Below are 12,837 nucleotides of genomic sequence, written 5' to 3'. Positions count from 1 at the left end.
GGGGGCAAGCATTGGGCCCCCGAAGAAAGGGGGATGGCTGACATGATTTCGATGATATGGGCCATGGGCAAGGATCAGGTGATCGGACGCAATGGAACGATGCCTTGGCATTTACCGAGGGACCTTGCCTTTTTCAAGGAGAAGACGCTTGGCAAGCCGATCGTTATGGGAAGGAAAACATGGGATTCATTCGGAAGCAAGCCGCTTCCGAAACGAACGAATATCGTACTGACCCGGGATGAGAGCTTCGCGCTTCCGCCGGAGCAGGGGATCGTCATTCACGATCTGCAGGACGCGTTGCCCTATGCCCGGGAGCAGGAGCTGATGGTGATCGGGGGCTCCCAGATATACGAGCAGATGCTGCCGCTGGCCGATCGCTTATACTGTACTTTTATCGACGAAGAGTTTGAAGGCGACACCTTTTTCCCGGAAATTGACTGGGAGCAGTGGCAGGTTGTTGAGGAAACGCCGGGAATTACGGATGAGAAGAACCCGTACGCGTACCGATTCGTCATTTATGACCGTAAGCGATAAGCGATAATCGATCATATAGATATCCTATTCTCTCCCATCTATTACCCTTGTTCGATTATGGCAGGATAGTACAAATGATCATGCATATAATCCATTTAATTGGCGAAAAGCGAAATGCTACTATATTTTTAATGTTTGTAGGTACAATTGCTTGAATTGCCTTATACTGCGCGGATTTCGGAACTGATACAAACTTTTATTAAGGATAATAAAAAAGATGAATCAGGAAAAGTGCCGTTTCTAGGCAGATTTGACGCTCGTTAGTATGCGATTATGATATGATATTTTGTGCATGGAAATCAGAATAGATAGAACGGATGGGGGAAAAGCAGGATGTCTACACCAACAGGCTTTATGGAATATCAGCGTCAGCTTCCGGCAGACCGGGACCCGGCAGAACGAGTAAAGGACTGGGAAGAGTTTCATAAACATCTAGAAGAAGAAGAGCTCCAAACCCAAGGAGCGCGCTGTATGGATTGCGGCACGCCATACTGCCATACGGGAATTGACATGATCGGGGGCACCTCGGGCTGTCCGATCCACAATCTGATCCCTGAATGGAACAACCTGGTGTATCGCGGACTGTGGAGAGAGGCCTTGGAACGTCTTCACAAAACGAATAATTTCCCTGAATTTACAGGCCGGGTATGTCCGGCGCCATGCGAAGGCTCTTGTACGGTCGGACTGATCGGCGAGCCGGTTACGATAAAATCGATTGAGCAGGCGATCATCGACAAGGGCTTCGAGGAGGGCTGGGTCGTACCTGAGCCGCCCGAGAAGCGCACAGGGCGACGGGTAGCGGTTGTAGGCTCTGGTCCTGCCGGTCTTGCGGCTGCTGCCCAGCTCAACAAGGCAGGGCATAGCGTAACCGTATACGAGCGTGCAGACCGGATTGGCGGGCTGCTGACGTATGGCATTCCCTCGATGAAGCTCGATAAGGGAGTCGTTCAGCGACGCGTTGACTTGCTGCGGGCCGAGGGGATCGAATTTGTGGTAAACACCGAAATCGGTAAAGACATTCCGGCGCAGAAGCTCACTCAGGACTACGACGCCGTCGTATTATGCGGAGGGGCGACGAAGCCTCGCGAATTCAACATCGAGGGCAGCGATCTGAAGGGCGTCCATTATGCGATGGACTACCTCAACGGAACGATTAAGAGCTATCTTGATTCCGGTCTTGCCGACGGCAACTATATCTCTGCAAAAGACAAGGACGTTATCGTCATTGGCGGAGGCGACACCGGCTCCGACTGCGTGGCCACAGCCCTCCGCCACGGCTGCAGAAGCGTGACCCAATTCGGTACGCATAAGCGGGCGCCGCTTACACGGGATCCGATCGCGAATCCTTGGCCGCAGTTCCCGAATGTGTATACGCTTGACTATGCGCATGAAGAAGCCAAAGCGCTGTTCGGCAGCGATCCGCGTGAATTTTCCATCATGACCACGAAATTTGTCGGTGATGAGGAAGGCAATTTGAAGGAGCTCCATACCGTTCAAATCGAGCGGATTGTCGACGAAACCGGTCGCAAAATCTACCAGCCGATCCCGGGAACCGAGAAGGTGTTTCCTGCCCAAATGGCACTGATTGCCATCGGATTTGACGGACCGGAGCAGACGCTTGTGCAGCAGCTCGGTCTGGAAACGGATCGCCGCTCCAACGTAAAGGCTCCGTATGGCAAATATACGACGAATGTGGATAAGGTCTTTGCAGCCGGCGATATGCGCCGCGGTCAAAGCTTGGTCGTATGGGCCATCAACGAAGGCCGCGAGGTTGCCCGCGAAGTGGATAAATATTTGATGGGTGCAACCGTTCTGGTTTAAAAACATTCTTAAATATGCTATAGTTTGTATTAGAAGAAGGACTTCGCAGCCGCGAAGTCCTTTTTGGAGTTAGCGGCCTATAGCATATTGCTGCGAACTCGGCCGGGAGGAGAATGTCAGATGAAAACACTGGTCATTGCCGAAAAGCCGGATATGGGACGGAATATCGCGGCGGTGATCGAGCCACGGGCGAAGAATCACCGCACCTATCTGGAGGGCGAGCAGTATATTATCACTTGGGCAATCGGACATCTCGTAGGTCTGGCGGAGCCGGATGCCTATGATCCGAAATACAAGCGATGGAATTTAAGAGATTTGCCAATCATACCGGAGCAATTCAAAATCGTTCCGAATCCGAAAACGAAGGATCAGCTGAAGGTCATCGGGGAAGTGGCCAAGCGTTGCAGTCACATCGTCAATGCATGCGATGCGGGGCGCGAAGGACAGTATATCTTTGCTCTGATCCAGCAGCAGCTGAAGTTAAGACAGCCTGTCAAGCGGCTGTGGATATCGGACTTAACGCCGGAAAGCATCGCTAAAGGCTTCGCCGAGCTGAAGGACGGGGCGGAATTCGAGGATTTGACGCAAGCGGCGCGTGCCCGCAGCGAGGCGGATTGGCTGATCGGCATGAACGCATCCCGTGCGTTCACCACACGCCATCAGACCCTATTATCCGTCGGACGGGTGCAGACGCCGGTGCTGGCTTTGATCTATGACCGGCAGAAGGAGATCGAGGCATTCGAGTCCCAGACCTTCTATGAAGTCAAAGCCTTGTTTCGTCAGGAAAAGCTTGAATATACGGGAACATGGCAGGGGGAACGGCTAACCTCGAAGGAGAAGTCGGACGCGATCGCTGCAAAGGTTCAAGGCAAGCAAGGGGCGGTCGCCAAATATGAAGTCAAGGAAACGAAGGAATACCCGTTCAAGCTGTATGATCTGACCTTGCTTCAGCGCGAGGCCAATGCGAAGTATGGCTATTCGGCCAAGAAGACGCTGGACCTCGCACAAGCGCTGTACGAGCGGCATAAGGTGATTTCTTATCCGCGTACCAATTCCAACTATGTGAACGAGCAAAATATCGAAGGCATGCACAAGGCGCTCCATATGCTGAAATCGACCTCCTACGGACAGATGGCGGAAGGAGCGGATCCAAAGCGTGTCCATATCAATAACAAGGCGGTTTGTAATCCGCAGCGGGTAGAGGATCACCATGCAATCCTGCCGACGCTGAAGCGGCCCGGCAATCTGAGCAAGGAAGAAGCGCATATTTACGACCTGATCATCATCCGCTTTCTTTCGCACTTTTATCCGCCTGCATTGTACAAGCAGCATACGGTGTTGACCGAGGTTGAAGGCGAAACGTTCAAGACCGGGATCAAGGAGCTGCTGTCATTAGGCTGGAAGGTGCTTATCGAGAAGGATAAGGAACAGAAGAAGTCGAAGGGATCGTCCCGCAAAGGTAAAGACGAGGAGGAGGACGAAACCCAGGAATGGAACGACCGTTCATTTGATATCGCACCGGACCGTCCGGTGTTTTGCCGGAAATCGGAAGTAAAGGAGAAGGCCACACAGCCGCCGAAGAGCTATACCGAAGGAACCTTGCTTAAAGCGATGGAGAGTGCCGGCAAGTCCATTGAGGACGATGAGCTGAGGGATGCAATGAAGGACAGCGGCCTCGGAACGCCGGCCACCCGAGCGGCAACGATCGAACGGCTGAAGAAGGTCGGTTATATTACGATGCAGGGCAAGAAAATCACGGTTACGCAGAAAGGGAGGACTGCCGTCGAGCTGATCCGCCACGCCGGCGTCGAGCTTCTTGCTTCGCCGGAAATGACCGGGCAGTGGGAGCGGAGGCTTCACCAAATATCCAAGGGAGAGGCGTCTGCAGAAACGTTCATGCAGAATGTCCAGAAGTTTACGGTTTCCATAATCAATAAAGTGTCTTCGCAGCCGCCGGCACCGCCCTCCCTGTTTGGCGGAGATGAGGACAAGCCGAAGGGAAAAGGCAGGGGAAGAAGCAGTAAGGCGGCCGCCGGGAATCCTTCGGCGGCTCGAAAGCGTCCGGAGCGGTCGCCGAATAAGCCGGATACTCCGGTTCCGTCCATTCGCGAGCCTCTTGGCCGTTGTCCAAGGCCTGGCTGCGGCGGTCAAATTATTGAGGGCCGGAAAGGATACGGCTGCGCCAACTTCAAGTCCGGATGCTCATTCGTCATCTGGAAGGAGTTTGCCGGCAAATCGATATCCCAGGCCATGCTGAAATCACTGCTCGAGCAGGGCAGAACGAAGCTGCTGGCATTTAAACGCGAGGACGGAAGCACGTATAAAGCCCGAATGGTGTTGTCATCCGGAGGCGACGGCAAGCTGTCCCTCGAAACCGAGGCGGGGACAGCGGTTCGACAGTAATAATAGCATCGATGTTAGTATAGGGATAGAATCGACTTTTAAAATAATGAAAAAAAAGGGGTACCCTGCTTAAGGTTTGTAACAACCTTCAGGGTACCCCGATTGAATTTACATGAAATGATGATGAATGACATCCGGGACTTCGGTCAGCGCGGACACCGTATACAGAACGTTATGAGGCTCTTGCTTCAGCTCTACGAGATTGTATTCCCATTCCCGCTGCTGCTTGAGATAGATGCTGTTGATGCCGGCGGTAAGTGCAGGCACGACATCGGTGCGAAGGGAATTGCCGATCATCCAGGTATGGGAGCGGTCAAAGCTTCCGGCACTGACTATTTCCTCAAGGGCTTCTATATTTTTATGCCGGCGGATGTAGATCCGGTCTCCGAAATAGTCGGCGAGCTTCATCTGCTCGATTTTACGCTGCTGAATGCGTGCTTCCCCGCCGGTATACAAGTACAGTCGATGCCCGTCGGCTTGAAGCCGCTCCAGCGTTTCCACCATACCGGGATAAGGTTCAACCTCCTGATCATAGACGCTCATGCCGAGAACGAATAGCTGCTCTTCCTCGATAGTCGACAGAGTCCGTCCGTGAGCTTCGCAGTAATGCCGATAAGTGGCGATCAAGGATTGCGGGAAGTTCGTACTGGCGAAGCCGAGCTGTTTCGTTCCGGCAATATCGATTTCGATTTGCTTGCTCCGGACCTCCTCGGTCGTCAAGCCAAAGGGTGAAAACCAATCGGTCATCCATTCGAAAAAATCCCCGAGTATCAAATCGAAGTATTTATTGCAGTGGATCAAGGTATCATCCATATCGAAGATGATATGCTGTGGTGTTATGCTCATGGTTGTCTCCTTCTTGCGGTTATTTCATGTACATCGTCGTCCGCGTCACCTTACGCGGGATCACGTCAAACGGATATAATCCTCCAGGAACATCTGAAGCTCGGAGGCTCCATCCGGACGCAGGCTGAACCGCTCGTTGTTCTCGGATTTCAAGTGGGAGCGCAGCAGCCCCGCCGCCCGAAGAATCATCAGATGATGCATCAGCTCTTCGTAAGGCTGGTTCAGATCAGCAGCCATCTCCGACACGGCCTTCGGCTCATCGGCGATGTAGCGGAGCAGGCGCAGACGCTCCGGATCGGCCAACGCTTCGGTCATGCGCAGCAGGACGACAGGCGGCTCGTCCTCATCCTCTTCCGGAATATCGATCGGATACTGAAGCAGCAGCGTATTTTCATAGAAGCAATATGTATTGATCGGGCGGAAATGGGTGCCGGGGAACAAAACGACGTTCTCTTGTGGCACCTGATCCAGAATAACGCCGCTCGTCGCGTATTCGATCAGATGCTCATCGTCCATCTTTGGAAGCAGCGTTTGTTTCTCTTCGGCATCCTCCTCAAGCAGCTGACGCAGCTCGTTCTCGACGGAGGAGAAGTAATGCGTATGCCAGAGCTTCATTAGCGGTATATAGCTTTCGCGGATTCTTGCGATTTCATCCCGGGACAAGGACGGAAGATGAGGATACAGCAGCTCGCCTAATGCATCGATTGAAGAGTTTTCGATCCAGTCCAGGAAATCGGGGATCTCCTGATGATCACCCCGGAGCATGACCAGCGCATACAGCACGTCGTAATCGGATAAAGGCCACTGCCGGGCCGCGATGAACCGCACCCTTGCATCCTCCGGCATGCGCTCGTCCATTTCGGTGATGAGCCGCTTGCCGATGTCCAGGTTATCGGTCCATTTTCTCGTTGCATATATCATGAAGCTGCCCAGCAGCTCGTATACCATGGATACATCGATACGCACTTTATATTTCATTTACAGATACCCTCCCAATTGATGGCATTGTTATTATTATGGCTTGTATCGATTGGGCTTGTCCACTATAATGTTCATTTGGCTGTTTAAATTCATTGTTTTTTCTACATAGAGGAGGCCTTGTTTTACGTGACAGAAGCTGCACAACCCCGTCAAGGGAGAACTCATTATTTCATATTAATTGCCGTCGTTGTAGCGGCGGGCCTGAGCCAGGGACTGCTGCTGCCCGTGCTGGCGATATTTCTAGAACGAATGGGGATATCATCCTCGATGAACGGCTTGAACGCCGCTGCGCTGTACGTCGGCTCTTTCGCGATGACGCTGGTTGCGGAGAGGTTGCTGGGCTTGATCGGCTTTAAAAAGCTGATCGCGTCCGGACTTGTTTTGGTGATGCTGTCGCTGCTTGCGTTCCCGCTGATCCCAAGCGTTGCGTTTTGGTTTGTGCTTAGATTGCTAGTCGGAATCGGTGACAGCGCTCTGCATTATGCAGCCCAGCTATGGGTGCTGATGATGTCAACGTCTAAGAACCGGGGCAGGAGCATCTCCTTCTACGGCATGTCTTACGGGCTAGGCTTCAGCATCGGCCCGCTTGGGATTCCGCTCCTCAAATACGGAGAGGCCGTTCCATTCGTGGTCCTTGCGGTGCAGTTTCTGTTCATACTGATCATTGTGCTGGTCAAGCTGCCGAACATCAAGCCTGAAAAAGTCGAAGGCGGCGATCAGACGTCATCCGGAAGATATATGAGAAGCTACCGTTTGGCATGGTACGCTTTGCTGCCGGCATTCCTGTACGGGTATATGGAAGCCGGTATGAACAGCAATTTTCCCGTTTACGGGTTAAGAAGCGGGTTTACGCTGGACGAAATATCGATGCTGCTGCCTTTTGTCGGGATCGGAGGGCTGCTGCTCCAGCTCCCGCTCGGCATATGGAGCGATAAGTTCGGCCGCAAGCGCGTACTGGTGATCGCAGGGATCTCCGGCGGACTGTGTTTCGCGCTCATTCCGCTGGCAGGAACGAATTTTTGGGCAACTCTCATATTGTTAACGGCTGCCGGAGGCCTCGTCGGCTCCTTCTTTTCGCTAGGACTTGCTTACGCGGCTGATATATTGCCGAAGCTGCTCCTTCCGGCAGCGAACGTCGTCGCCTCTTTTCACTTTAATGTCGGGAGCATTGCGGGCCCTAATGCGGGCGGAGCATTAATGGAGACCGGGTGGAATGGCGGCATATTTTTCCTGCTCGGAGGACTGTACATTCTATTTGGATGTGCGGGTGCGCTGTTTAAACCTGCTGCCGATTCAAAGCTGTAAATGCGAATGTTTGTTCTCATGGCAATTGCCCTCGCTTTCTTCTAAACTAGAGAGTAGGAATACGCACTTGACGGGAGAGACGATAACATGATTAAAGTGGATCGGCTGAAGAAAACGATAGGTCCTGACCGCACGCCGGTGCTGAAGGATATCACCTTTCAGATGGAGCGCGGGGAAATGATCGGACTCATCGGTGCGAGCGGAAGCGGAAAAAGCTTGATGATGAGCTGCCTGTCCATGCAGGAAAAATGGGACGGCGGCAAATTGACGATTGACGGCGAAGATATGATGAATCCCGCGGGTAAACGTAAAATTCGCCGGGAATGGGCGTATCTCGAGCAAAACCCTTCCTTAAACGTCAATCGCACTGCACTTAAAAACGTGCTGATCGGACAATCGAGCCAGACGCCATGGTGGCGGATGCTTACCGGCATGGTCCGCTCGGATGATTATATGGGAGCCATGGATACGATCGAGCATTTGGGGCTTTTGGACAAGGCCCACCGCAAAGCAGGGGAGCTAAGCGGGGGAGAAAGACAGCGGATCGCAATCGCCCGGGCGCTTGTGCACGGAGCGAAGGTGATTCTTGCGGACGAGCCCGTCACGGGCCTGGATCCGGGATCGGCCGAGCACGTGCTCAAAACGTTAAAGACCCTATGTGATGAAGAAAGGCTTACGGTCGTTACGGTGATCCCGCTGGAGCTGGCGGAAAAATACTGCACCCGCGTGATGGGGCTCGCCGGCGGAGAGCTTGTCGTCGACGTGACGGGACGGCGTTTAACTCATGGCGAGAAGTCAAGACTGTAATTATCTGTAGGTTTTATAAATGAGGCTATGGAATAGAAATGAGATGATCTGGATTGAAATATAGAGTGATACAAGCCTTGCTGTCCGGCTTGCTGCTGTTTCTGCTTAGCGGCTGCACGTTTATTCAGGATCCGGTCTCGCTGATGAAGAAGCCGGAACTGCCTGCGGATAAAGCGACGCTGCACGGCGCGATCCAGACAGCCCTTCAGAAACGGAAGACCGATACCGGGGCAATCATCAGACCAAGGAGCGACGTGGACAGCAGCTCGATCCGCATTCAGGATCTGGACAATGACGGTGTGCTGGAAGCGGTCGTCTTCTATCAGACGCCGGATGAAGAAGTGAAGATCCACGGCATGATCATGCAGCAGCAGGGAGATGCCTGGGTCAAGCTGCTGGATTTTGACGGGGAAGGGACCGTGCTGGAATCGTTTGATTTCGTAGATTTCACGAATGACGGCAAGGTCGATATCGTTGCAGGCTTCTCCCGCGGCGAGGAGAATCTTCAGAACCTGTTGATCGTCTATTCGTTCTCGGGCAACTCGCTCGAGAAGGTAGCTCCGCTGCCTTATACCCACTTTAATATCGGGGATTTGAACGGCGACAAGATCAAGGATATTACCGTCGTTTATCTCCAGCAGAAAGAGCTGTCGTACGTCAGCACGTATCAATATGACAAGTTCGAGGAAGCCTTCGTTGAGCTGGATAAGCTGGATCTCGGACCGAATATTGAAAGTTATTACAATGTTGTCGCAGGGAAAGTGGCTAAAAATAAAGAAGGTATAATTCTCGATGCTTCGGTTATATCCAATTCCTCCTATTCGAAGCTGATCATCATGGAGGATAATAAGTTTGTCGATATCCTGCAGGATGAGCTGCTGACCTTCAAAGAGCTGCCGATCGAGAGCGAAGACGTGAACGATGACGGCACTCTGGAGATTGGATTGCTGGAAAGACCGGCAGGCTGGGAGGACCGGCTCTTCGAGGAAATCCCTTACTTTACCACCTATTATCAGTGGGACGGAGAAATTCGCGAAGTGAATGAAAATGAAGGACTGCAATTCGTGCTTCAAAGATACTATGATATCAATAACCACTTCTATTTGGATTTCCCGGCCGACCTGTACAACCAGATTACGATTACCCCGGAATCCAACAAAGATTCCTATCTGAATTTCGTGATGATCGATTCTGGTGAATCAGTGGCGGAGATTAAATTTTTCACGATGGCCCAGTGGGCGGAGGCTGAGTCCGATTGGGAGATTTTAGTGAAGGAAAAAAGCCGCGTTATCGCGTACCGAAGCCACGGCGATCTAAAGCTTAGCAAAAAAGAGAACAAGCCAAGCAACAATGTGGCTCCTATCGAAAGAAAGGGGAACTAGATCTTGAGTAAAGTACTCATATTGGAAGACGAAGAATCCATTCGCAGTTTTATCGTGATCAATCTTAAACGCAACGGGTTTGAAGTTCTCGAGACCGGAGACGGTAACGAAGCGCTGCGCCTGTTGCAGTCGACGCCAGACATCGATATCGCATTGCTGGACGTCATGGTTCCCGGGATCGACGGGTTCGAGGTGTGCCGGAGAATTCGGGAGACGAATGAGCGAATCGGCATTATCTTTCTGACCGCCAAGGTTCAGGAGCAGGACAAGGTATATGCGCTGTCCGTCGGTGCCGACGACCATGTCAGCAAGCCGTTCAGTCCGACGGAGCTGATTGCAAGGCTTCAGTCCCTGCTGCGCCGGGTCAACGTTCAGCGAGCCGGAGCCGCTAAGGTATCGTTCCAGTCCGGTCCGTTCACGCTTGACCTGATATCCAAGCAATTCAAGAAGAACGGCCAGTCCGTCGAGCTGACACCGACCGAGTTTTCGCTGGTGCAGTTTTTCCTGGAAAAAGAAAATACGCCGCTTAGCCGTGATGTCCTGCTGGACCATGTTTGGGGCAAAGAATATATGGGCGACCCCAAAATCGTGGACGTCAATATTCGGAGACTGCGCCAAAAAATCGAGAGCAATCCTTCCGAGCCGGAATATCTCCAAACGGTATGGGGACACGGCTATAAATGGAAGGGTCAGGGCTAATGATCAAAAAAGGCATTCGGCGGCAAATCGTGCTGCACTACTTCCTGGTAGTGTTCATCGCCTTGCTGCTGGTTGAAGTAATCTTTCTAATCGCAATCCGAACCTATTATTACGATACGGTGTATAACCATGTCAGCAACCATATCCGCCTCTCGAACGAGTTCTATCAGCCGTTCCGGGTCACGTCGTCGGATAATGTGAATCAGCTGAGCGAGATGGTTCGGCATTTTGAGCTCTACAATACCGAGTTGCAAATTTTGAACACGTCCGGGCAGGTGCTGACGACATCGGCCGGCTTCGATCTGGAGCAAACGATCAAGACAAGTGACGTGACGCAGGCGCTCGCGGGCGACACCAGCCGTTGGGTCGGCAAACAGCCCGGTACCGGACAAATCGTAATGGCTGTTTCCCAGTCGATTCAGAACGGCTTCGATCAAACGTATATCCTTCGTTACGTAACGTCGCTGGATCTCATTAACGATCGACTGCTCAAGCTGACGTTATTCGCCGTCAGCATCGGGGCAGCGGTGCTTGCGATCGTGCTGGCGTTCAGCATCGGTCTGGCCAACTCGATCGTGAAGCCGATCAATAATATTACGACGGTATCCACCCAGATGGCCAAGGGCAAATTTAATGTCCGCATCAAGGGGGATTACAAATACGAGCTTGGCGAGCTGTCGTCTACCCTGAACTACATGGCCCAGGAAATCGTGCGGAGCAACCAGGTCAAGGATGATTTTATCTCCTCGATCTCCCATGAGCTCCGGACCCCGCTCACCAGCATCAAGGGCTGGAGCGAAACACTCGACTCGGGCGGCTATGATCCGGAGGAAACAAAGATCGGGATGCAGATTATTGCCAAGGAGACCGACCGCTTGATCGGGCTTGTGGAAGAGCTGCTGGACTTCTCCAAGCTCCAGCAGAATGAAATGAAGCTGGTGAAGGGGATCGTCAATCTGCGGGAGCTGCTGCAGGAGATCATTTTGAATCTGTGGGCGAAGGCCGAGAAGAAGGGCGTCACCATCAAGCTGGAGTCGGAAGAGAAGCCGATCATATACGGCGATGCCAACCGGCTGAAGCAGGTGTTCCTCAATATTGTGGACAATGCGGTGAAATTCTCGCATGAGAACGGCGTCATCAACCTGTACTTTACGATGGAGGAGAAGTTCGTCACGGTGACGGTCAGGGATTATGGGATCGGCATTTCGGAGGAGCATCTGCGCAGGGTGAAGGATCGCTTCTTCCAGGTCAATCCGCTCAACGGCGGCACCGGTCTTGGCCTTGCGATCACACAGCAGCTCGTTGAGCTGCATGGCGGTACGATGGAGATGGAGAGCGAGCTCGGGCATGGAACATCCGTCATTGTCAAGCTGCCGCTTCCGGAAGGGAAAATTCCGGTGGCCGGCGGGCTGGAAAACGGGGAGGAAGGCATGCCCGGCCCGACCGTATAAGGCTTTGCCGAAACGATTCGGCAAAGCCTTTTTTTTTAGATGACTATGAGAACGGGGGAGTATAGGATGTCGAATAAGGCATTGAGGATTTTTACCACGGCAAAAGGCAGCTTTCAGCTCGGGATGGCTGTGCAGGAGGACGCCGGCGATATGCTGTCCATGCTGCGGGAGACAGCCGGGCTGATGGTGAAGCAGGGGCTTGGGCAATGGACGCCATCCCTGTTCACGATGGAGCTTATGCAGCAGTATTTGAAGGAGCGCGAGGTTTTTCTGCTGCGGCAAGATGGTGAAGCGGCCGGGATGTTCACCCTTCAATACGGTGATCCCTCGTATTGGGGGGAGCGGGATGACCCGTCGTTCGGTTATTTGCATCGATTGACCGTTCGGCCGCAATTCCGGGGATTATCCCTCGGAGCAGGCATGCTGTCGTTCGCGGAGGAGAAGCTGCGCGCAGAGGGCAGGGCAGGCTTTCGCCTGGACTGCGTGTCCCATCTCCCGGGGCTGAACCAGTTCTATGTGGGGCAGGGATTTCAATTTGTGGCCGAGCAGGATATGGGCGGCCGAATCGTGAATTTGTACGAAAAGGTGTTTGTCTGATCACGGGCTGC

At 52.8% G+C, this 12,837-nt stretch carries 11 protein-coding genes; 9 read left to right on the top strand and 2 right to left on the bottom strand.

The genetic code is table 11. From position 1 onward, the window contains the following. The first annotated feature begins 42 nt into the window (after window positions 1-42). The 3 genes from MKX76_RS11055 (at window position 43) to MKX76_RS11045 (ending at window position 4,758) form a co-directional block, all read left to right on the top strand. Window positions 43-534, top strand: coding sequence for a dihydrofolate reductase (locus tag MKX76_RS11055; protein ID WP_210094601.1), 492 nt, complete (start codon window positions 43-45; stop codon window positions 532-534). Window positions 535-867: 333 nt separating this feature from the next. Further along, complete coding sequence (locus MKX76_RS11050; protein WP_007130010.1) at window positions 868-2,355, top strand: glutamate synthase subunit beta; 1,488 nt, start codon at window positions 868-870, stop codon at window positions 2,353-2,355. 120 nt (window positions 2,356-2,475) lie between these two features. Then, window positions 2,476-4,758 (top strand): type IA DNA topoisomerase, encoded by a 2,283-nt coding sequence (locus tag MKX76_RS11045; protein WP_028403521.1) that lies wholly within the window; start codon window positions 2,476-2,478, stop codon window positions 4,756-4,758. 108 nt (window positions 4,759-4,866) lie between these two features. On the opposite strand, the gene MKX76_RS11040 is transcribed toward MKX76_RS11045, so the two are convergent. Together MKX76_RS11040 and MKX76_RS11035 are read right to left on the bottom strand one after the other, a co-directional pair. After that, window positions 4,867-5,604: an HAD family hydrolase gene (locus tag MKX76_RS11040; protein WP_028403520.1), complete on the bottom strand. Its 738-nt coding sequence runs from the start codon at window positions 5,602-5,604 to the stop codon at window positions 4,867-4,869. 60 nt (window positions 5,605-5,664) lie between these two features. Then, window positions 5,665-6,582, bottom strand: a complete 918-nt coding sequence (locus MKX76_RS11035) for an ArsR/SmtB family transcription factor (RefSeq protein ID WP_028403519.1) — start codon at window positions 6,580-6,582, stop codon at window positions 5,665-5,667. 129 nt (window positions 6,583-6,711) lie between these two features. On the opposite strand from MKX76_RS11035, the gene MKX76_RS11030 reads away from it, so the two are divergent. From MKX76_RS11030 to MKX76_RS11005, 6 genes are all read left to right on the top strand, one after another. Then, window positions 6,712-7,890, top strand: coding sequence for an MFS transporter (locus tag MKX76_RS11030; RefSeq protein WP_210094600.1), 1,179 nt, complete (start codon window positions 6,712-6,714; stop codon window positions 7,888-7,890). A gap of 87 nt (window positions 7,891-7,977) precedes the next feature. Beyond that, the gene (locus tag MKX76_RS11025) at window positions 7,978-8,697 is read left to right on the top strand and encodes a phosphonate ABC transporter ATP-binding protein (protein ID WP_007130015.1); all 720 of its coding nucleotides are present in this window, start codon (window positions 7,978-7,980) and stop codon (window positions 8,695-8,697) included. 53 nt (window positions 8,698-8,750) lie between these two features. Next, window positions 8,751-10,079: a hypothetical protein gene (locus MKX76_RS11020; RefSeq protein ID WP_210094599.1), complete on the top strand. Its 1,329-nt coding sequence runs from the start codon at window positions 8,751-8,753 to the stop codon at window positions 10,077-10,079. A 3-nt stretch (window positions 10,080-10,082) separates the two neighbouring features. Continuing rightward, complete coding sequence (locus MKX76_RS11015; protein WP_007130017.1) at window positions 10,083-10,778, top strand: response regulator transcription factor; 696 nt, start codon at window positions 10,083-10,085, stop codon at window positions 10,776-10,778. Beyond that, the gene (locus tag MKX76_RS11010; protein ID WP_007130018.1) at window positions 10,778-12,229 is read left to right on the top strand and encodes a sensor histidine kinase; all 1,452 of its coding nucleotides are present in this window, start codon (window positions 10,778-10,780) and stop codon (window positions 12,227-12,229) included. Before MKX76_RS11015 ends, MKX76_RS11010 begins: the two co-directional genes overlap by 1 nt. A gap of 66 nt (window positions 12,230-12,295) precedes the next feature. Beyond that, complete coding sequence (locus MKX76_RS11005; RefSeq protein WP_341033762.1) at window positions 12,296-12,826, top strand: GNAT family N-acetyltransferase; 531 nt, start codon at window positions 12,296-12,298, stop codon at window positions 12,824-12,826. Window positions 12,827-12,837: the final 11 nt, after the last annotated feature.

Origin of the sequence: Paenibacillus sp. FSL R5-0810, assembly GCF_038002285.1 — a bacterium.
Taxonomy (GTDB): domain Bacteria; phylum Bacillota; class Bacilli; order Paenibacillales; family Paenibacillaceae; genus Paenibacillus_AQ; species Paenibacillus_AQ lactis.
Note: the sequence above shows the minus strand (reverse complement) of the source record. Positions and strands in the feature narration are given on the sequence as shown.

Bases quoted from the DNA above. Each gene is read 5' to 3' on its own strand.
- MKX76_RS11055 (WP_210094601.1), top strand. From the start codon at position 43: ATGATTTCGATGATATGGGCCATGGGCAAGGATCAGGTGATCGGACGC.
- MKX76_RS11050 (WP_007130010.1), top strand. From the start codon at position 868: ATGTCTACACCAACAGGCTTTATGGAATATCAGCGTCAGCTTCCGGCA.
- MKX76_RS11045 (WP_028403521.1), top strand. From the start codon at position 2,476: ATGAAAACACTGGTCATTGCCGAAAAGCCGGATATGGGACGGAATATC.
- MKX76_RS11040 (WP_028403520.1), bottom strand. From the start codon at position 5,604: ATGAGCATAACACCACAGCATATCATCTTCGATATGGATGATACCTTG.
- MKX76_RS11035 (WP_028403519.1), bottom strand. From the start codon at position 6,582: ATGAAATATAAAGTGCGTATCGATGTATCCATGGTATACGAGCTGCTG.
- MKX76_RS11025 (WP_007130015.1), top strand. From the start codon at position 7,978: ATGATTAAAGTGGATCGGCTGAAGAAAACGATAGGTCCTGACCGCACG.
- MKX76_RS11010 (WP_007130018.1), top strand. From the start codon at position 10,778: ATGATCAAAAAAGGCATTCGGCGGCAAATCGTGCTGCACTACTTCCTG.
- MKX76_RS11005 (WP_341033762.1), top strand. From the start codon at position 12,296: ATGTCGAATAAGGCATTGAGGATTTTTACCACGGCAAAAGGCAGCTTT.